Origin of the sequence: Sandaracinobacteroides saxicola, from assembly GCF_014117445.1 — a bacterium.
GTDB classification, from domain to species: Bacteria; Pseudomonadota; Alphaproteobacteria; order Sphingomonadales; family Sphingomonadaceae; genus Sandaracinobacteroides_A; species Sandaracinobacteroides_A saxicola.
In genome coordinates this window covers 997,035-1,016,691 of the sequence record NZ_CP059851.1, presented here as the reverse complement: position 1 = coordinate 1,016,691, position 19,657 = coordinate 997,035, and the positions used below count along the sequence as shown (strand labels likewise).

Annotated in this window: 20 protein-coding genes and 1 pseudogene; 14 read left to right on the top strand and 7 right to left on the bottom strand. The window is 69.8% G+C overall.

Annotated features, from left to right (window positions below):
* Positions 1 to 81 precede the first annotated feature (81 nt).
* The 9 genes and pseudogenes from H3309_RS05085 to H3309_RS05045 all read left to right on the top strand — a co-directional run bounded on the left by H3309_RS05085 (position 82) and on the right by H3309_RS05045 (position 6,815).
* On the top strand, positions 82 to 1,173 hold the full coding sequence (locus H3309_RS05085; protein WP_182297675.1) for a hypothetical protein: 1,092 nt from the start codon (positions 82 to 84) through the stop codon (positions 1,171 to 1,173).
* On the top strand, positions 1,160 to 2,146 hold the full coding sequence (locus tag H3309_RS05080) for a phosphotransferase family protein (protein WP_182297674.1): 987 nt from the start codon (positions 1,160 to 1,162) through the stop codon (positions 2,144 to 2,146). Before H3309_RS05085 ends, H3309_RS05080 begins: the two co-directional genes overlap by 14 nt.
* Positions 2,143 to 2,325, top strand: a complete 183-nt coding sequence (locus H3309_RS05075; protein WP_182297673.1) for a hypothetical protein — start codon at positions 2,143 to 2,145, stop codon at positions 2,323 to 2,325. The genes H3309_RS05080 and H3309_RS05075 overlap by 4 nt, the downstream gene beginning before the upstream one ends.
* Positions 2,322 to 2,768, top strand: coding sequence for a hypothetical protein (locus tag H3309_RS05070; protein WP_182297672.1), 447 nt, complete (start codon positions 2,322 to 2,324; stop codon positions 2,766 to 2,768). The genes H3309_RS05075 and H3309_RS05070 overlap by 4 nt, the downstream gene beginning before the upstream one ends.
* A gap of 109 nt (positions 2,769 to 2,877) precedes the next feature.
* A complete protein-coding gene (locus tag H3309_RS05065) occupies positions 2,878 to 4,107 on the top strand; it encodes a tetratricopeptide repeat protein (protein ID WP_182297671.1) in 1,230 nt (409 codons plus the stop codon).
* Positions 4,108 to 4,233: 126 nt separating this feature from the next.
* Positions 4,234 to 5,706: an IMP dehydrogenase gene (guaB, locus tag H3309_RS05060; protein WP_182297670.1), complete on the top strand. Its 1,473-nt coding sequence runs from the start codon at positions 4,234 to 4,236 to the stop codon at positions 5,704 to 5,706.
* Positions 5,707 to 5,978: 272 nt separating this feature from the next.
* Positions 5,979 to 6,092: pseudogene (locus H3309_RS17775) on the top strand (hypothetical protein); the annotation flags it as partial.
* A gap of 52 nt (positions 6,093 to 6,144) precedes the next feature.
* The gene (locus tag H3309_RS05050; protein WP_182297669.1) at positions 6,145 to 6,495 is read left to right on the top strand and encodes a type II toxin-antitoxin system RelE/ParE family toxin; all 351 of its coding nucleotides are present in this window, start codon (positions 6,145 to 6,147) and stop codon (positions 6,493 to 6,495) included.
* Positions 6,492 to 6,815, top strand: coding sequence for a helix-turn-helix domain-containing protein (locus H3309_RS05045; protein WP_182297668.1), 324 nt, complete (start codon positions 6,492 to 6,494; stop codon positions 6,813 to 6,815). The genes H3309_RS05050 and H3309_RS05045 overlap by 4 nt, the downstream gene beginning before the upstream one ends.
* Before the next feature lie 11 nt (positions 6,816 to 6,826).
* On the opposite strand, the gene H3309_RS05040 is transcribed toward H3309_RS05045, so the two are convergent.
* The 4 genes from H3309_RS05040 to H3309_RS05025 are packed head-to-tail and all read right to left on the bottom strand — an operon-like array spanning position 6,827 to position 11,428.
* On the bottom strand, positions 6,827 to 8,908 hold the full coding sequence (locus H3309_RS05040) for a TonB-dependent receptor (protein WP_182297667.1): 2,082 nt from the start codon (positions 8,906 to 8,908) through the stop codon (positions 6,827 to 6,829).
* A 52-nt stretch (positions 8,909 to 8,960) separates the two neighbouring features.
* Positions 8,961 to 9,440, bottom strand: a complete 480-nt coding sequence (ruvX, locus tag H3309_RS05035) for a Holliday junction resolvase RuvX (RefSeq protein ID WP_182297666.1) — start codon at positions 9,438 to 9,440, stop codon at positions 8,961 to 8,963.
* The gene (locus tag H3309_RS05030) at positions 9,437 to 10,546 is read right to left on the bottom strand and encodes a DUF3089 domain-containing protein (protein WP_182297665.1); all 1,110 of its coding nucleotides are present in this window, start codon (positions 10,544 to 10,546) and stop codon (positions 9,437 to 9,439) included. Before H3309_RS05030 ends, ruvX begins: the two co-directional genes overlap by 4 nt.
* Before the next feature lie 3 nt (positions 10,547 to 10,549).
* Complete coding sequence (locus H3309_RS05025; RefSeq protein ID WP_182297664.1) at positions 10,550 to 11,428, bottom strand: sterol desaturase family protein; 879 nt, start codon at positions 11,426 to 11,428, stop codon at positions 10,550 to 10,552.
* Between the two features lie 201 nt (positions 11,429 to 11,629).
* Here H3309_RS05025 and H3309_RS05020 point away from each other — a divergent pair, with 201 nt between their 5' ends.
* Together H3309_RS05020 and H3309_RS05015 are read left to right on the top strand one after the other, a co-directional pair.
* The gene (locus H3309_RS05020; protein WP_243453908.1) at positions 11,630 to 12,919 is read left to right on the top strand and encodes an MFS transporter; all 1,290 of its coding nucleotides are present in this window, start codon (positions 11,630 to 11,632) and stop codon (positions 12,917 to 12,919) included.
* The gene (locus tag H3309_RS05015; protein WP_182297662.1) at positions 12,916 to 13,740 is read left to right on the top strand and encodes an isocitrate lyase/PEP mutase family protein; all 825 of its coding nucleotides are present in this window, start codon (positions 12,916 to 12,918) and stop codon (positions 13,738 to 13,740) included. The genes H3309_RS05020 and H3309_RS05015 overlap by 4 nt, the downstream gene beginning before the upstream one ends.
* Before the next feature lie 3 nt (positions 13,741 to 13,743).
* Here the strand turns inward: H3309_RS05015 and H3309_RS05010 are convergent, their stop codons facing one another.
* From H3309_RS05010 to H3309_RS05000, 3 genes are all read right to left on the bottom strand, one after another.
* Positions 13,744 to 15,327: a GMC family oxidoreductase gene (locus H3309_RS05010; protein ID WP_182297661.1), complete on the bottom strand. Its 1,584-nt coding sequence runs from the start codon at positions 15,325 to 15,327 to the stop codon at positions 13,744 to 13,746.
* Entirely contained in the window at positions 15,324 to 16,337 is a 1,014-nt protein-coding gene (locus H3309_RS05005) for a phytanoyl-CoA dioxygenase family protein (protein WP_182297660.1), read from the bottom strand. The genes H3309_RS05010 and H3309_RS05005 overlap by 4 nt, the downstream gene beginning before the upstream one ends.
* Positions 16,338 to 16,405: 68 nt before the next feature.
* Positions 16,406 to 17,359: a LysR family transcriptional regulator gene (locus H3309_RS05000; protein ID WP_182297659.1), complete on the bottom strand. Its 954-nt coding sequence runs from the start codon at positions 17,357 to 17,359 to the stop codon at positions 16,406 to 16,408.
* Between the two features lie 41 nt (positions 17,360 to 17,400).
* On the opposite strand from H3309_RS05000, the gene H3309_RS04995 reads away from it, so the two are divergent.
* The 3 genes from H3309_RS04995 to H3309_RS04985 are packed head-to-tail and all read left to right on the top strand — an operon-like array spanning position 17,401 to position 19,639.
* Complete coding sequence (locus tag H3309_RS04995; RefSeq protein ID WP_182297658.1) at positions 17,401 to 18,189, top strand: alpha/beta fold hydrolase; 789 nt, start codon at positions 17,401 to 17,403, stop codon at positions 18,187 to 18,189.
* On the top strand, positions 18,186 to 18,686 hold the full coding sequence (locus H3309_RS04990) for a cupin domain-containing protein (protein WP_182297657.1): 501 nt from the start codon (positions 18,186 to 18,188) through the stop codon (positions 18,684 to 18,686). Before H3309_RS04995 ends, H3309_RS04990 begins: the two co-directional genes overlap by 4 nt.
* Positions 18,686 to 19,639 (top strand): ornithine cyclodeaminase family protein, encoded by a 954-nt coding sequence (locus H3309_RS04985; protein ID WP_182297656.1) that lies wholly within the window; start codon positions 18,686 to 18,688, stop codon positions 19,637 to 19,639. Before H3309_RS04990 ends, H3309_RS04985 begins: the two co-directional genes overlap by 1 nt.
* Positions 19,640 to 19,657: the final 18 nt, after the last annotated feature.

Here is a 19,657-nt window from a genome sequence, read left to right as displayed (position 1 = left end):
CGCCCGCGCAGCGTAACGCAAAGCCGCTTGAGAAATGCCGCAAAGCCCGCCACGTTGCCAATGAGGAGTGGCAGTACGCAGATGCTTAGCCGGGCCGACGACTATCCCATCCACCAACGCCCCGAACCCATCGCCGTCGCCGGCAGCGATCGTAACTTTTATGACCGCTATTTCTTCAACGGCCAGTCGCCGGACGGCCGGCATTTCTTCGCCGCCGCCCTCGGCGTCTATCCCCACCTCAACCTGATCGACGCCGCCTTCGCGGTCATGGCCGACGGCGTGCAGCGTTCGGTCTTCGCCAGCCGCATCCTCCACCATGAACGCATGGACACGCGCGTCGGTCCGCTCGCGGTTGCCGTGCTGGAACCCCTGCAACGCCTTGGCCTCACGCTCGCCGACACCGAGGGTCTCGCCGCCGACCTCGTCTTCACCGGCCGCCACGCGCCGATCGAAGAACCCCGCTTCACCCGCCGCCAGGGCAGCCGGCTGCTGATGGATGTCACCCGCATGACCGTCAACGGTGACTGGTCCGGCACCCTCACCCTCGACGGCACCCCGATCGACGTCGGCGGCTGGCAGGGCACCCGCGACCGCAGCTGGGGCATCCGCCCCATCGGTTCGGCGGACGCGCAGCCTGTCGTCCCGCCCGTGCCGCCGCAATTCTTCTGGGCCTGGGCACCGCTCAACTTCCCGCACCACAGCCTCTATTTCCACTCCAACGACGATGAAACCGGCGCCCCCTGGAACCGCTCCGCGCTGCTGGTCGATCTCGCCAGCGGTGCCGAAACAAAGCTGGCGCAGCCCGCCTTCACCTTCACCTATCGCCCCGGCACCCGCCGCGTCGCCGCCGCCACCCTCACCGGCCTGTCCCCGCAGGGCCCGGTCACGGTCAGCCTCACCCCGCAGGCCGATTTCCACATGCACGGCATCGGCTATGGCCATCCGAAACATGGCCATGGCGCCTGGCGCGGCGACCATCACCTCGCCACCGAGCGTTTCGGCCCCGGCGATCCCGCCATCCCGCTCAATGCCCACATCCAGGCGCTCGTCGCCGCCGAGCTTCGCCTGCCCGACGGCACCACCCACGCCGGCCGCGGCGTGCTCGAACAATTGTTCATCGGGCCGCACGCCCCCAGTGGTTTCAGGGAGCTGTTCGACCTTGCACCCGCTTGAGACCCTCCTCGCCACCGCCCTTACCCGCCACTGGCAAGCGCCCGTCACCGTCACCGGCCTGAAGCGCTTCCACGGCGGCGCCGCTCGCGAGACCTTCCGCTTCGACGCCACCACCCCCACCGCCACGCAGGGCCTGGTGCTGCGCCGCGACCCCGCCTCCAGCCTGATCGAGACCGACCGCGCCGTCGAATATCATGTCCTCGCCCGCGCCCACGCCGCCGGGCTGCCGGTGCCCGAACCGCTGCTGCTCGCCACCGACCCCGACAGCTTCGGCGCGCCAGGCTTCCTGATGCGCGAAATCCCCGGCGGCCGCGCGGCGTTCGTCTCCGAGAAAAATCCCTATGCCGACATCGCCGACACCGCTGGCGCGCAACTCTTCACCGCGCTCGGCCGCCTGCACGCCCTCTCCCCCACCGCCGCCGACCTCGCCATCCTCCCCGATGGCCGGCCCGCCGCCCGCCTCGCCCATTGGCGGCGGGAGATCGAGGCGCACAGCAGCCGCGCGCAACCCGTCGCACAGGCCGCCCTGCGCTGGCTCGCCGCCCGCTGCCCGCCGGACCCGCCCCGGCCCGCCATCGTCCACGGCGATTTCCGCTCCGGCAACTTCCTCGTCGACGACCGCGGCCTCCTCGCCATCCTCGACTGGGAGATGGCGCACATCGGCGACCCGCACGAGGATCTCGCCTGGTGCTTCGACCCGCTCTGGGCGCACAACGACAGCCGCGTCGCCGCCCTGCTGCCGCAGGACACCGCCATCGCCGCCTGGGAGGCTGCCAGCGGCCACCGCTTCGACCCCACCCACTGGACCTGGTGGCGCATGTTCGCCGGCCTCGTCGGCCTCGCCATCTGGATCCGCTCGGCGCACGAGGTCGCCACCTTCAAGACCGTCGATCCGGTGATGGTCTATGCCGGCCTCATCCCCTACCGCTTTCACGCCGCCCAGCTGGCGCGCATGCTGGAGGAGTTCACATGACCTGCCTTCACGATCAGGCAACCGCCCGGCCGCAGGCCGCAAGCGCGACCGCGCGCCGGCGCCTGTGCGCCGCCTTCTCCCGGCGTCAGCCGGGCACAAAGACTTCGCAGGCCGCAAGCGCGACCGCGCGCCGGCGCCTGTGCGCCGCCTTCTCCGGCGCAGCCGGCAAAAAACAATGAGCCTGACCGGCGCACAGGTCCTGCAATCCCTGGCGCTTGGCCAGACCCTCATGGTGCTCCCCGCGCTCGGCGACACCTACGAGGGGCGCACCGCCGCCACCATCGCCGCGCTGATGATGGTGCTGGTCAACGAAGCCGCCGCCTCGCTGGAACGCCGCCGCCACGGCAGCGAGGCGCTCGCGGCGATGTTCCGCCGCCATGCCGACGCCGTCGATGACCCGGCGCTCGCCACCGACCTCCGCCTCGGCACCCGCCCCGGCGACCCGCACGAATATCTCGGCGCCCGCTTCGAACGCATGATGAAGCTGCTCACCGTCTTCCATGACTGGGCCGACCGCGCCCACCCCGCCGCCGCCGCCGAATGCCGCGCCTTCCTCAGCGCCTTCCACAACGCCGATGTCATCGACCCCTTTTCGCTCGGCGACGGCAGCTACGCGAGTTGAACAGTCCGCTTAAACCCGCGTTCAGATCGCACCGCATAGCGCAATTGACGCAAACAGGCCACCCCGTTAGCGGTTCACCGATAAGGGTTCGCCCGCATAAGGAGAGCACATGATGAAGTCCCTGTCGCTGCTGGCGCTCGCCGCCGCCCTCGCCATCACCGCCCCGGCCCTCGCGCAGGACAAGAAGGCCGCCGCCCCCGCGGTCAAATACAACTTCTCCAAGCCGGTGCAGAAGCTGCTGGCCGAGGCGCAGAAGCTGCAACAGGCACAGGATCAGGCCGGCGCTCTCGCCAAGCTGCGCGAAGCCGAAGCGCTGCCCAACCGCAACGCCGACGACAATTACATGATCAACATGATGAAGATCAACGCCGGCATCGGCCTCAAGGACAATGCCATCATGGCCGAGGCGATCCAGGGCGCGCTTGCCTCGGGCCGCGTCGACCCCGCCGAACAGCCGAAGTTCCTGCGCAACCTCGGCGCGCTCGCGGTGCAGGGCAACGACCTCCCCAAGGCGCTCGGCTATTTCAACCAGGTGCTCGCGCTCACGCCCGGCGACTATGAGCTGATGATCCAGGTCGCCGAACTGCAACGCCGCGCCGGCCAGAACCGCGAATCGGTGCAGAGCTTCCTGAAAGCCATCGATGTCGCGCAGAAAGCCGGTCAGGCGCCGAACGAGGCCTGGTACCGCCGCGCGCTCGCCATCGCCTATGACAGCAAGCTGCCCGCCGAAACCACGCTCGCCAGCGAAGCCCTGGTCACCGCCTTCCCCAAGCCGGTCAACTGGCGCGATGCGCTGGTGATCTTCCGCGAAAGCCAGCGCCTCGACGACCAGACCAACCTCGACGTGCTGCGCCTGATCCGCGCCGCCAATGGCCTCGCCGGGGAACGTGATTTCGTCGAATATGCCGAGACCGCCAGCCTGCGCGGCCTGCCCGGGGAGGCCAAGGCGGTGCTCGATGGCGGCATCGCCGGCGGCATGCTCCAGGCGAGCAAGCCCGCGGTCAAGGAACTGATGGCCTCGGTCACCCCCAAGATCGCCGCCGACAAGGCCTCGCTCCCCGCGCTCGAAAAAGAGGCCGCCAACGCCAAGAACGGCCGCAGCGCCGCCTCCACCGCGGACGCCTATCTCGGCTACGGCAATTTCGCCAAGGCGGCCTCGCTCTATTCGCTGGCGCTGACCAAGGGCGGCGTCGACACCAACGCCGTCAACACCCGCCTCGGCATGGCGCTCGCCCAATCCGGCGACAAGGCCGGCGCCGAAAAGGCCCTCGCCGAGGTCAAGGGCCAACCCCGCGAACAACTCGCCCGCTTCTGGGCCATCTGGGCCCGCCAGAAATAAGCGCCTGTGACGCCAGGCACGATCCTCCCCCACCTTGCGTGGGGGAGGTGGCAGGCGAAGTCTGACGGAGGGGGCCAGGCACCGCATGCCCCCTTGCCCTGTCACAACACGTCGCTATGACGGGTTATGGAAATCCGCCCCGCCCTCACCTTCGACGACGTGCTGCTCGTCCCCGCCGAATCCGGCGTCCTGCCGTCGCAGGCCGACACTGCCACCCACATCACCCGCGGCATCCGCCTCACCATCCCCATCCTGTCGAGCGCGATGGACACGGTGACCGAGGCGGACATGGCCATCGTCATGGCGCAGGCCGGCGGCATCGGCGTCCTCCACCGCAACCTCAGCGTGGCGGAACAGGTCCAGGCGGTCCGCCAGGTCAAACGCTTCGAATCGGGCATGGTCGTCAACCCCATCACCATGACGCCGGACCAGACGCTGGGGGACGCGCTCGCCCTGATGCAGCACCACCGCATCAGCGGCATTCCCATTGTCGAGCCGGCGCCTGCCGGCCAGCCCGGCCGCCTCATCGGCATCCTCACCAACCGGGACGTGCGCTTCGCCGAAAACCCGGCGCAGCCTGTCTCCGAACTGATGACCGCCAGCAACCTCGCCATCGTCCCCGCCGGCGTCAGCCAGGAGGAAGCCCGCCGGCTGCTGCATGCCCGCCGCATCGAAAAACTGCTGGTGGTGGACAATGAAAACCGCTGCGTCGGCCTCATCACCGTGAAGGACATCGAGAAGGCCGTCACCTACCCTAACGCCACCAAGGATGGCGCGGGCCGCCTCCGCGTCGCCGCCGCCACCACCGTCGGCGCCGACGGCTTCGACCGCTCCGCCGCCCTCATCGACGCCGAATGCGACCTGATCGTCGTGGACACCGCCCACGGCCATTCGCTGCGCGTCGCCGAAGCCGTCGCCGCGCTCAAGAAACGCTCCAATCATGTCCAGATCATCGCCGGCAATGTCGCCACGGCCGAGGCGACCCGTGCCCTCATCGATGCCGGCGCCGATGGCATCAAGGTCGGCATCGGCCCGGGCAGCATCTGCACCACGCGCGTCGTCGCCGGCGTCGGCGTGCCACAGCTTACCGCCGTGATGGACTGCGCCGAAGCCGCCTGGAAAGCCGATGTCCCCGTCATCGCCGACGGCGGCCTCAGAACCAGCGGCGACATCGCCAAGGCGCTCGCCGGCGGCGCGTCGGCCGTGATGATCGGCAGCCTGTTGGCCGGCACCGAGGAAGCACCGGGCGACACCTTCCTCTACCAGGGCCGCGCCTACAAAAGCTACCGCGGCATGGGCAGCGTCGGCGCCATGGCCCGCGGCAGCGCGGACCGCTATTTCCAGCAGGACATCAAGGACCAGCTGAAACTCGTCCCCGAAGGCATCGAGGGCCAGGTCCCCTTCAAGGGTCCCGCGCGCGACGTCCTGCACCAGCTCGTCGGCGGCGTGAAGGCCGCCATGGGCTATACCGGCGCCGCCACGCTGGCCGACTTCCGCACCCGCGCCCGCTTCGTCCAGATCACCAACGCCGGCCTGCGCGAAAGCCACGTCCACGACGTGACGATCACCCGGGAAGCGCCCAACTATCCCAGCCGATGACTGACGAGCATGCCACCCTGGAGCGCTTCGCCTTCGGCGATAGTCCGGAAATGGCGGACGCACTCCTCGCTCTCGTCCTCACCGGCTCCAAGACCGCCACCTGCTGGCCTGCCCACGCCTATCCGCCCACCACCATAGGTCAGCGCCAGATCGTCCTCGACGGGCAGGGCCACCCTCGCGCGCTCATCGAAACCACAGCTATCACATAGGCGCGCTTCGTCGACGTCGACGACGCCTTTGCCCATGCCGAAGGCGAATCCGATCGCACGCTCGCCACCTGGCGCACCGCCCACCAACGCTACTTCGAACACCACGGCGGCTTCAGCCCCGACATGCTGCTGTGGTGCGAACATTTCCGTCTGATCGAACCGCTCGGCAACATGTGATGCCGTCTCCGCCGTCTCTTGACGCTGTTGTCAGATATCACTACACACCATCATGCTCCGTCCAACCCGTCGCCCGGTCTCTTGGCTCAAGTCGGCACGGAAGGAGTTCGAAGAATTTCCACCTCGCGCGATCAGCCGTGCACTGGATGCCCTGACGGTCGTCGCCGATGGTGGAAGCCCGGATATCGCCAAGCCGCTCGTCGGACTTGGTTCTGGGGTATGGGAATTGGTCCTTCGGGAACGCGGCGATGCCTTCAGGATCGTTTACGCGCTTCAGCTTGGCGACGACATCTGGGTCATCCATGCCTTCCAGAAGAAATCCACGCAAGGCATCGCAACACCCCGTCACGAAATCGATCTCATCCGCGACCGGATCAAGCGCCTCAAGGAGATGCTGACATGACCGACCCCTCGTCTGATTCCGAGCTGCTGCGCGGCACCGGCAACCTGTTCGCCGATCTCGGCCTCGCCGATTCCAGCCTGCGTCAGCTTCGCGCCATCCTGGCCGCCGAGATCATCAAGACCCTGGACACGGAGCGCCTGACCGTTCGCGACGCCGAAGCCCGCACCGGCATTGCCGCCGCCGACTTCTCCCGCATCCGGCAGGTCAGGCTGGACCGTTTCACCATCGACCGGCTGATGCGCATCCTCGACCGGCTGAACCGCGACGTCCGCATCAATATCTCCGTCACCCCGCGCCGCGGCTCAGCCCTCGCCGCCTGAATCCCGTCGCCTCACCACCCCACCCGCGCCGTCACCAGCACCGTCCGCGGCCCGCCGGGCAGGTTCAGATTGGCGTTGGTGCCATGCCCCGCCACAATGTACCCCCGGTCGAAGATGTTGCGCACATTGGCCTGCACCCGCACCCGCCCCAGCTGCACCCAGCCCAGCGCGTCCGCGGTGACATAGCCGGGCAGCACCACCGTATTCCCCGGATTGGCGAAACGGCTGCCGACTGCATTAGCGCCCACCCCCAACCCCCAGCGCGCGCCGAAATCCTTGGTCAGCCACAGATTGCCGCTATGCTCCGGGGTGATCGTCGCCCGCTTGCCCTGCACCGGTTGCCCGGCGTCCACCGCGATCGATTTCACCACCCGCGCGTCCAGCCAGGCATAGCCCGCCACCAGCTGGAACCCGTCCCCCAGGCTGCCGGTCACGCTCGCCTCCACGCCATTGGTGCGCTGCGTGCCGATCGGGATCAGCTTCAAGGTCACCGGATCGGTGGACTTGATGTTGTCGCGCTGCAGGCGGAACAGCGCCACCGTCGCCCCCAGCCGCCCACCCAAAAACTCGAACTTGCCGCCCACCTCGTAATTCTGCGTGATCTCCGGCGCGATGTCGGCATTGCTCACCGCGATCGCCCCATTCTCGCCCGAGGGCTGGAAGGACCGGCTCCAGCTGACATACCAGCTCTGCTGCCCGTCCGGCTGCCACACCAGCCCGGCGCGCGGGCTCCAGTTGCGGTCGGTCCGCGCCAGGTTCGCCTGACCCGGCAGCCGCTGCTGCGTCGTCTGCCGGAACCGGTCGAACCGCAGCCCCAGCATCGCCTTCAGCCGTGGCGTCAGCGTCACCAGATCCTGCACATACAACCCCAGCGTCGCGAACCGCGCCCGGTTGTCGTTCGCCGGCGCCACGTTCAGCACCAGCGGCAGCACCGGATTGACCGGCGCGAACAGGTCCACCACCGCGATCCCGTTCTTCGTGCGGCTGACGATGTCCTTCACCTGGTGCGCCACCTCCACCCCCAGCAGCAGCCGGTGCGTCATGCCACCCAGCATTACATCGCCGCTCAGCTCGCTCTGGTTGAACCACCCCGTCTCCTCGCGCCGCAGGTTGCTGCGGTTCAGGCTCACCGTTTGCGCCACCTCGTTGACGCTGCCGGGCAGCGTGTTGTTGCGCGCCAGCCGATAGTCATAGGTGCGAAAGCCGTTGCGCAGGCGCCAGCCGCCGGCGAACTCGTGCGTCAGCACCGCGCTCGCCGACCACACCTTGGCCCGGCTGGTATCGACATCGCGCGCGTTCGCCGCGCCATAATAGGTGCCGCGCGGCACCGCGACCGGCCGGCCCCGGAACGCCGGGATGCCGAAATCCGTCACCCGCTCATCGTCCAGCCAGTCCGCCTGCACCAGCAAGGCCGTGCGCTCATCGCCCACCCGCAGCGATGGCGCCACCGCGCCGCGCCGGATGAACTGCTGGTCTCGGTAACTGTCGCCGCGCTCGATCGCCCCGGTCAGCCGCCCGGCGACCCCGTCTCCCGCCGCGCCGACATCCCCCTCCAGCCGCCAGGCATCGAAACTGCCCACACTTGCCGCCACCTGGCCGCCGTGCGTCCCCGGCAGCTTGCGCACCCGGTTGATCAGCCCGCCCGACGATCCTCGGCCATAAAGCACCGCCGCCGGTCCCTTGATCACTTCCACCCGCTCGATATTCGACAGGTCACGGAAATACAGTGAATCATCGCGGAAGCCGTCGACATATTGGTCGGCAATGGCGCTGAATCCCCTCAGCGTCACCTGGTCGCGCTGGCCATCGCCAGAGGAGAAGCCCACCCCCGGCACATTCTTCAGCGCGTCCTGGATCGACAGCGCCCGCTGGTCGCGCAGCAGCTCGCCGCTGACGCTGTCGATGGTCTGCGGAATGTCGCGCAGCGGCGCATCGATCTTCGCGGCCCGCGTCTCCCGCACGCGATAATGCTCGCGCACCCCGGTCACCACGATCTCGCCGCCCGCCTCCGCCGCTTCCGCCACCCCCTGCGCCCGAACCCCGCCGCCTGCCAGCACCAGCGCCAGCACGGCCGTCACCCCATGGATTTTCAATGCTCATGTCCTGCTATTGCGAATCCCTATCAATCGCAAATAGCACCCGCTGTCAACATTCCCCCAGCCGCGCCGCCCGCAGCCGCGCCAGCGCCCCTTCCAGGATGTGCGCCGCCGCCAGGCTGTCCACCTTCGCCGCCCGCTTCGCCCGGCTGACGTCCGCGGCGATCATCGCCCGTTCCACCGCCGCGGTGCTCCACCGCTCGTCCCACAACAGGATCGGTAGCCCCAGCGGCGCGCAGTTGCGCGCGAACGCCCGCACCCGCTGCGTCTGCGGCGAATCCCGCCCGTCCATGCTCAGCGGCAGCCCCACCACCAGCCCCACCAGCGCCTCCCGCGCGGCAAAGGCGCGCAGCGCCGCCAGGTCGGCGGCGAACTTCGCCCCGCGAGCCAGCGTCTCCCGCGCCGTCGCGAACCCCCGCGTCGCGTCGCTCGTCGCCAGCCCGATGGTCTTCGTCCCCACGTCCAGCCCCGCCAGCCGCCCCGCCACCGGCAGCGCGGCGGCAAAAGCGTCCGCGTCGGTGGTGATCACCGCGCGCCCGCCGAAGCCCCGCCGAACACCCCCAGCCGCGCCTCCACATCCGCCCGCAGGTTGGCCCAGAACAGGTGCATGTCATAGGTATGCCAGTTGCCCCCCGGCAGCACATAGGGCCCCAGGTCGGGCAGGTCCGGCGTCAGGATCAGCAGGCCCCTTTTATCGCATGCCGCGCCCACCCGCTTCGCCACCAGGCCGTCGCCCACCAGCGTGCCGATGTTCGTCTCCGCCTTCGCCGCGCCGCCGCCGCCGGTCAGCGGATTGACGCACAGCGCCGCCGTCCCCCGCCGCGGCCGACCGTCGAATCCGGTGCCGGCATCATACACCGCCAGCAGCGGCGCCGGATCGCCATCCGCCGCCCAGCTCTGCCAGCTCAGCACGCACCCCGCCTGCTCCCGCCGCGTGCAGCCGGGCAACCCCAGCGCCGAAAGGTCGGTGCTGACCGAAACCGGCCATCCCACCGCGTAAACCGCGACGAGGCGCTTCGCCAGCGGCTGCCCCGCCACCCGCTCCCTGAGCAGCCGCAGCAGGTGCAGCGCCCCCTGGCTGTGCCCCGCCAGGATGATCGGCGTCCCCGGCGCCTGCGCCGCCACAAAGGCATCGAACGCCCGCAGCACGTCGCCATAGGCGAAGTCCAGCGCCGCCTCCGCGTCCGCATTCGGCTGCTGCACCAGAAAACTGCCGAACGTCGCCTGCCGGTATCGCGGCACCCACACCGCCGAGACCCCGTTGAAGATGCTGCCCTGCGCCCGCGCGAACTTCGCCAGCCGCTCGTTGGTGCCGGCATCGTCCAGCGGCGCGTTCCAGCGGTCGCGGCCGAAAAAGGCCGTGCCGTTCACAAAGAAGGTCGCCGCCGCTGGCTTCGGTGCCGGCCGGTAATCCGCCGGCGTCCAGCGCGTCGGGTCGCTCGCCAGCCCGGGCCGCGCCAGCCAGGCCGCCGGCCTGGCATAGTCCGGCGCCGGCGCCTGCGCGCTCTCGGCAAAGCGCACGCCCGGCACCATCGCCGCCCGCAACAGCCGGTCCCCCGCCAGCTGCCATACCACCCCGATGGCGATGATCAGCAGGATGATGACCGCAAAAATCCACAGAAACCGCCGTGCCACGCGCTATCCCTTCCCTTGCCGGATCCACGCCGCCCGCAGTGCGTCCGCCGTCTCGCCGCTCTTCCATCCCGGCGGCCCCGCCACCAGCCGCCACACCTCCGCCGCCGATCGGGCCGCGCGCAGGTCGCGGGCGATCGCCACCCACTCATGCACCGCTGCCCACAGCGGGTTGTGGCCGCTCAGATTACGGATGATGCCATAACGCGGTTTCTCGTCATCCCGCTCCGGCTCGAACGTGCCGAACAGCCGGTCCCAGACGATGAACATCCCGGCATAGTTGCGGTCGAGATAGCGCGGGTTGGTGGCATGGTGCACCCGGTGGTGCGACGGCGTGTTCATCACCGCCTCCACCCAGCGCGGCAGCCGCCCCACCACCTCGGTGTGGATCCAGAACTGATAGACCAGGTTCACCGCGCCCACGAAGATCACCCATTCCACCGGAAAGCCGATCAGCACCAGCGGCAGCCGGAACAGGAAGGACAGGCTGAAAAACCCGGTCCAGGTCTGCCGCAGCGCCGTCGACAAATTATAGTGCCGGCTGGAATGGTGGATGACATGGCTGGCCCAGAACCACCGCACCCGATGCGCGCTGCGATGGAACACATAGTAAAGCAGGTCGTCCAGCAGCACGAGCAGCGCGAGGCTCCACCAGGTCACCGGCACCTCGAACAGCCGCCACTGCGAAAGCCAGACCATCATTCCCACCACCAGCCCGCCGAACAGCGCCGAGGCCAGCGTGTTGCCGAACCCCAGCGCCAGCGAGCTTCCGGCATCGCGCCAGTAATAGCGCCCCTTCGCCCCCAGGCGGATCGCCACCATCTCCGCCACGATCAGCAGCACGAACACCGGCACCGCCAGCGCCACCGGATCGGGCAGGCTCATTCGCCTCCTCCCGGAACCCCAGCAGCCAGCACAAGCCGACCAGCAACAGGACCCCCAGGGCGGATAACAGGAATGTCATGCACGCAGCATACCGCATCCGCCGCGCCAAAACAGGGGGCGGTTCGTCGCCATACCCGCCATGCATCGCAACCTTCGCAAATGACAGTGGCGCGTATGGCAACAAGCAGGCACAGCGTGGCGATGCAGCCCCGCCCCCCTTCCGCCGCCTTCGGCTGGTTGGTCGTGCTGCTGCTCTGCGTCGGCCAGGTCATTTCCATGCTGGACCGGCAGGTGCTCAACCTGCTGGTGGAACCGGTGAAGGCCGACCTCGGCCTGTCGGACGTTCAGATCAGCCTGCTGCAGGGGCTCGCCCTCACCCTCTTCTACGCGCTCGCCGCCGTGCCGCTCGGCCGCATGGCGGACAGCGGCAGCCGGACGGCCGTGATCGCCGGCGGCGCACTGCTGTTCGGCCTCGCCACCTTCGGCTCCGGGCTGGCACTGGGCTTCGCCACCCTCTTCCTCGCGCGTCTGGCGGTCGGTGTTGGCGAGGCGACGCTGACCCCCGCCGGAGTCTCGCTCATCGGCGACGCCGTCGATCCCCGCTGGGTCGGCCGCGCCATCGCGCTCTTCATCGGGTGCAGCTTCGTCGGCTCCGGCCTCGCCCTCATCATCATCGGCGGCGTGCTCGACGCGCTGGACCGCGCCGGCACCATCACCCTGCCGCTGATTGGCGCGGTCGCCGACTGGCGCGCCGCCTTCATGCTGGCGGCGCTCCCTGCCCTTGCCTTCGCGCTCGCCATGCTGCTGCTGCCCGAGCCCCCGCGCCGGATCAGCGCCGGCGACGACCGTCTCCCCGCCAGCGCCGCCTGGGCCTGGATGCGCGCCCACCCCGGCGCCATCGTGCCGCTGCTCGTCGGCCTGCCGCTGCTCGGCGCGGCGCAGTTCGCGCTCAACGCCTGGGCACCCACGCTGTTCATCCGCATCCACGGCTGGACCCCCGGCGAGATCGGCCGCGCCTTCGGGCTTCTGGTGATGATCGGCTCCACCGGCGGCGTCCTCGCCGGCGGCGCGCTCGCGGACTGGCTGCGTGCCAAAGGTCGAACCGACGCGCCGCTCCTCGTCTGCGCCGGCGCGGCGCTGCTGGCCGCGCCCTTCGCCTTCGCCTTCACCCGCGTCGATGGCGCGGCAGCGCTGTGGCTGCTCGCGCCCGCAGTCACGCTCGGCGCCATGCCCTTCGGTGCCGGCCCGTCGGCGCTCGCCCTCATCGCGCCCAACCGGCTGCGCGCCCAGCTGATGGCGCTCTACATGCTGCTCGCCAACCTGGTCGGCGGCGGCGGCGGGCCGACCTCGGTCGCGCTGCTCACCGATCGCGCCTTTGCCGACCCGATGCGCCTTCCGGATTCCATCGCCATCGTCGTGCCGCTCGCCATGCTCGCCGGGGCCGCCGCGCTGCTGCTGGGCCGCCCCGCCTTCGCCCGGCACAGCGCATGACGCATTTCCCGACACTGTTCGACGGTCGACCGCTGGTCGCCCCCGGCGTGCACGACGCGCTGTCCGCGGTGCAGGCGGAGGCCGCCGGTTTCCGCGCGCTCTTCGTCGGCGGCTCCGGCATCGCCTTCAGCCGCCTGGCGCGCCCGGATGTCGGCCTGCTCACCCTGCCCGAGATGGCCGACGCCATCGCCCGCATCGCCGACCGGGTGGGCACACCGCTGATCGCCGACGCCGACAGCGGCTTCGGCAATGCCGCCCATGTCGCCCGCACCGCCCGCGCCTACGCCCGCGCCGGCGCCGCCGTCATGCAGCTCGAGGATCAGGCGCCGCTGAAACCCGTCGACGCCCTCGCCTCCCGCCCGCTGGTCTCCGTCGCCGACATGGTCGGCCGCATCCGCGCCGCCAAGGACGCGGCGAGCATTTTGGTCTCCGCCCGCACCGACGCGCCCGCCACCCGCCCCTTCGCCGAAACCCTCGACCGTGCGCACGCCTATGTGGAGGCCGGCGCCGACCTGCTGTTCGTGGAGGGCCTGTCCGACGCCGCCGAACTCGCGCATCTCGCCAAAACCTTCGGCCCGCGCCTGCCCCTCGTCCACAACCTGATGGAGGGCGGGCGGTCGCCCTTCGCCACCGTCCCGGAGGCGCACGCCGCCGGCTTCACCCTGCTGCTGTTCCCCGCCACGCTGATCCGCGCCCATGTCGCCGCCAACGCCGCGGCGCTCGCCGCGCTTGCCGATGGGCGCGCGCCCGCCATCACCGCCGACGTCGCCGCCACCATCGGCGCGCCGGCATGGCTCGCCGCCATGGCCCGCTACGCCTGACCGCTACCCCTGTTCCGCAATCAGGTCGGCCGCCTTCTCGCCGATCATCATGCTCGCGGCGTTGGTGTTGCCGCTCACCGGGCTCGGCATGATGCTGGCATCCGCCACCCGCAGGCCCTCGACCCCGCGCACCCGCAACCGCGCATCGACCACCCCCTCCGGCCCCATGATCGCCGTGCCGCAGGGGTGATAGCCCAGGAAGGTCGTCGCCCTCAGATAGTCCGCCCATTCATCGTCGCGCTCCACCCCCGCACCCGGCAGCCGCTCCGCGATCACGTCGGCGCGCAACGCCGCCTGCTCGAAAATCGTCCGCACCCGCCGGCAGGCGAGCGTCAGCCGCGCCACATCCGCTTCCTCCGCCAGCAGCGCGTGCGCAATCACCGGTGGCGCGGCAGGGTCTGCGGAGCGCAGCGTCAACCGCCCCCGCGTGCGCGGATCGTTCAACGCCGCCACCACCGTCACCGCCGGCTTGCGATAAGGCACCACACCTTCCGGCGAGAAGGCGAAGGCGAACGGCCCGAACATCAGCTGGATGTCCGGCACCTTCAGGTCCGGCGCCGTGCGGAAGAAGGCCACCGCGTGCGGATAGGGGCTGGTCGCCGGCCCGCGCCGGAACAACAGCCAGTTCAGCGCATGGAAGGGTGCCCGCGCGCCGTTGATCTCCACATTGTAGGTGCGCGGCCGCACGTCCCAGCTCATGTTGGCATTGGGATGCTCCGCCAGGTTGCGCCCCACCTGCGGGCTGTGGTGCAGCACCGCAATCCCATGCTCGCCCAGATGCGCCGCGTCGCCGATGCCCGACAGCATCAGCAGCTTCGGCGTCGCCAGCGCCCCGGCGCACAGCGTCACCTCTGGTGCGGCGGCGCGCTCCACCCGGCCATGGCGCTGCCATTCCACACCGGTCACCCATCTCCCGCCGAACGTCACCCGCCGCACCTCGGCGCGGGTCACGATGCGCAGGTTCGGCCGCCGCCGCGCCGCGGCCAGATAGGCGCTCGCCGCGCTGAACCGGCTGCCCCGCTGCTGGCTGACCTGCGGCGCCGCCACGCCATCCTGCGTTTCACCATTGTAATCCGGGTTCAAGGGTAAACCGGCTGCCACTGCCGCGGCGATGAAATCGCGTGCCATCGGGTGCGTCGTGCGCAACCCCTCCACCCGCTGCGGCCCCAGCCGCCCGCGCCACTGGCAGTCGCCGTCGCCGGCATAATCCTCCATGCGGCGGAACAACGGCGCCACATCCGCCCAGCCCCAACCCGGATTGCCGGCCGCCTGCCAGCGGTCGAAATCGCCATGGTTGCCGCGCACCCACAGCATGCCATTGATGCTGGAGGACCCGCCCAGCACCTTTCCCGCCGGCCACAGGTCCACCTTGCCCCCGCGCGAGGCATCGGGTTCGGCGAGATGCGCCCAGTCGTAACGCGGGTTCCCAATCGCCCGCACGATGCCTGCCGGCACCGTCAGGATGGGCGACCTGTCACCACCGCCCGCCTCCAGCAGCAGCACGCGCCGCGCCGGGTTTTCCGACAGCCGCGCCGCCAGCGCGCACCCCGCCGAGCCGGCGCCGACGATAATATGGTCGAATGTCACGCCGAAGCTTGTTGAAATTTCAGCGCATGGGTTTCCGATGCCGGTGACGTCACCGGATCGGAACATGCGCTGGCTGCCTTGTCGGCCTCCTGCAACCGCGTGAAGCCGGCATAATCATTCACATCGTCGCGCCGCCGCGCCTGCCAACGGGTCGCGAAGGCACGCGGATAGCGGCTGTCATCGTCGCGCGCGCCGTCCGCGCTCCACAGCAGCGGGAACAGGTCGCCGTCGGGGGCATCACCCTCGATCATCTCGTCGAAACTGACGCCGGCGATGTTCAGGCAATCCGGCCGCGGCGACCAGCGCACATCGTCGCCGAACACGCGGACCGACAGGGCGATGCGCCAGTCGTCCGTTGGATTGCCATGGCTGTAGTGCAGCGCCCAGGGGTGCACCACCAGCATGTCGCCGGGCTGCATGTCCCAGGTCAGGAAACGGTCGGCATAGTCCGGGTGGGTGCGCAGCGCCTCGCCATCGGGATGGTTTGCCCGGCCCTCGGGCCGCACCATCTTGCGCGCATTCGGGCTGAACAGCCAGTAATCCACCGGCGTGCTATGCGTGCCGGCGATCACCTCCAGGCTGTTCGCCCTGGTGATCGGTGTCAGCGGGATCCACAGGCTCGGCACCATCGTCGTGTCCGGCGTCACCGGCCAGCCCATGCGGTCGGTGTGCCAGATGGTCTTGTCGGTCGATTGCGGCTTCTTGGCGAAAATCTCGTCAAAGAAAAAACGCGCCGTCCTGCTGCCCAGCGCCTTCGCCGCCGCCTCGCCCACCGGGCTTTCGAACACAAAGCGCCGGAATTCAGGAATGGTGCGCGCCATGTAACGGCCCGGGTTGTTCGGCAACAGGCCGAAATCCGCCTTGTCAATGAGCAGTCGCCGCGCCGGCCCTTCCATGGAGGCAAGCCATTCGGGATCGAACACCTGGCGCAGGCAGACCACGCCGTCGCGGGCATAGGTTTCGGCATCGGCCTCGGTGATCGGGCGCAGGGGATGGCGGTTGAAGGGCATCGCTGGTCTCCGGCAGGGTGACATTCCCTTGCCCGGCGCTGCCATAACTTCAAATACCGATTTTCCGCTTATCCATGCACCGCATGCATGCCGCTGCGCCCACAGGCGGCGCGCAGCTCCTCGCAGAACGCCTCCAGCGCCGGCCGGTTCGGCATGGTCGCGCGCCGGATCAGCCCGGCGCGCCGGACGATCGGCACCCCTTCCACCAGGATCCGCCGGGCGAAGCCCTCTTCCTCCTGCGCCGCCATCAGATGATCGGGCAGCAGCGTCAGGAAGGCATCACGGTAAATCAACTTGCGGATCAAGCCGATGCTATTCGTCCGCAGCAACGGCCGCGGCGCCGGCAGGCCGGCGTCGCCAAAGAAGCGCTCCATGAACAGCTCCATGTGCGTCTGGTCCACCACCGCCCAGGGCTGCCGCGCCAGATCCTCCCGTGTGATGCCCCGCGATGGCAGCGTCGTGCCCGTCCCGGCCCAGATGCTCGCCGGAATGTCCAGCAACGGCTCGACCGTGACATCGTCCGGCAGCGTCAGGCTGGGCAGGTTGCAGAACACCGCGTCCAGCACGCCGGCCTGCAACGCCGTCAGCATCTCCTCGAAGAAGCCCTGCGTCACCTGGATCGACACCGGCGCTTGGGCCCGGCACAGCCGCACGATCGCATCGTCCACCACATGCTCGGCGAACATCGCCGCGATGCCGATGGAAATCTGCCCGCGCGCGCCGCCCTGCACCGCCTTCACCTCCGCCTTCGCCCGCGCGCATTCGTTAAGCACCAGCCGGGCATGGGCATAGAGCGTGTCCCCCGCCGGCGTCGGCACCACGCCGCGCGGCCGCCGTTCCAGCAGCGGCGCGCCGACGATGTCCTCCAGATTCCTGATGCTGCGGGTCAGCGCCGGCTGGCTGATGAAGGCGCGCTCCGCGGCCTTGGACAGGTTGCCGGCATCGACGACCGCGACGAAATGGCGAAGGTGGCGGATTTCCATGCCCGAACCATAGACGCCGTGCATGGATAAGGCCATCATCGGCAGTTGAAGTTATCGCAACGCGAACGAAGGTGCGCGGCATGAAGGGCGAGCTGGTAACTGTCGGCGACACCGCGCTGCATGTCGTGCGGCATGGCGAAGGCGCGCCGCTGCTGTTCCTGGTCGGGCTGGGTGGTCGCGCGGACTTCTGGGCGCCGCAGTTCGCGCGCTTTGCGAACCGGGACTGCATCAGTTTCGACCACCGCGCCCGCGGCGATTCGATCCCCTCGGACGTGACGCAGACCGTGCGCGTGCTGGCGGAAGACGCGCTGCGGCTGCTGGATGCGCTGCGCATCGAACGCCTTGATATCGTTGGCCATTCGCTGGGCGGCGCTATCGCGCAGCATCTCGCCGTGCAGGCGCCGGAGCGGGTGACCCGGCTTCTTCTGAGCGCCAGCTGGGCCGGGCCGACGCCCTATTTCACCGACCTGTTCGCGCTGCGCAAGGATGTGCTGCGCACCCTCGGCCCGGCCGCCTATCTGACCCAGGGTGCCATGCTGGGCAATCCCGGCTGGCACAATGCCGCGGGCTGGCCCGCGCAAGCCGCCGACATCGCCAACCGCGCGGCTGCCTTCCATGGCGTGGAGATCGAATTGCAGCGCATGGACGCGGTGACCGCGCACGACCTGCGCGCCGCGCTGCCCGACATCACCGCGCCCTGCGGCGTGATCTGCGCACAGGACGACGCCATCACGCCGCTGCCGCTGTCCGAGGAGCTGGCGGCGCTGATCCCGCGCGCGCGGCTGAGCATCCTCGACTCCGGCAACCATTTCGCGCCGGCGACCGTGCCCGATGCCTGGGCCGCGGCGGCGCGAGGGTTTCTGGCATGACCGACGAAACCCCGTTCGGGCGGTGGGGCACGGTGATCCAGCCGGGCGAGGGCCGCGGTTTCTGGCAGCCGCTGCCCTCGCGCGGGTTCGTCGAGGTGCTGCTCGATCCGACGAACAGCCCGTACGACGGCTTTTCCTGCGGCACCCAGACCCTGCCGCCCGGCTGCCACGTCCGCGAGCATGGCCATGAGCGCAATCATGAGCTGATCCACATCATCAGCGGCAGCGGGCGTTGCCAGATCGAGGATGCCGAGCATCGTGTCGGCCCCGGTTCCACCATCCTGTTCGGCCGCCACGCCCGGCACCTGCTGGAGAATGACGGTACCACCGACATGACCCTGTTCTGGGTGTTCATGCCGCCCGGCCTGGAGGACTGGTTCTCCGCCATCGGCCGCCCACGCCTGCCCGGTGAGGCGATGCCGGAGCCGTTCGCGCGCCCGGATGATGTGGCCGAGGTACAGGCGCGGATGCGCTTTGTAGCGCCCAAACCCCGCTGATGCTGCTGCTCACCCGCAGCGACGTCGAGCGCCTGCTGCCGCTGGCGGACTGCGCCGAGGCCATGCGCGACGCGATGATCGCGGTGTCCGAAGGCCGCGCCACCATGCCGCTGCGGCAGTTCGTGGCGGTCGGTGCAGGCAAGTTCACCACCATGCCCGGCGTGCTGGGGGAGGCGTTCGGCGTCAAGCTGGTGGCGAAATTCCCGCGAGCGGCGGACAGCGTGCACGGCAGTCATGTCGGCATGGTGCTGCTGTTCGATGCCGCCGACGGCCTTCCCGTGGCGATCATCGAGGGCGGCAGCCTGACCGCGATCCGCACCGCGGCGACCAGTGCGATGGCGACCGACCTGCTGGCGCGGGCGGATGCGGAGAGCGTGCTACTGGTCGGCGCCGGCGAGCAGGCGCGCTGGCACCTGCGGGCGCTGCGGGCCACACGTCGGGTGCAGCGGGCGCTGGTGTGGGCACGCGATGCCGCCCGCGCCGCCGCCTTCGCCGCAAGCGAGGAGGCCGAGGCCGTGACCGACCTGGAAACCGCCGTCGCGCGGGCCGACATCATCGTCACCGCCACCGCCGCGCGCGAGCCGCTGGTGCGCGGCGCCTGGCTGCGCCCCGGCCAGCATCTGACGCTGGTGGGCAGCGCGGTTGCCGAGCATGCCGAGATCGACGAAGCCGCCGTCGCCGCGGCGCGCTTCGTGGTGGACTACCGCCCTGCCGCGCTCGCCGCCGCCGGCGAGCTGAAGCGCGCCATGGCCGCCGGGCTGGTGGGCGAGGACCATATCCTCGCCGAGATCGGCGCCGTCGCCGCCGGCCGCGCCACCGGCCGACGTAACGACACCGACATCACCCTCTACAAATCGCTCGGCGTCTCCGCGCAGGACCTCGCCGCCGCCACCCTCCTCCTCACCCGCGCCCGCGCGGCGGGCGCGGGGACCGACATCGACCTGATGGCGTGATGCCGATCCCTGCTTTTT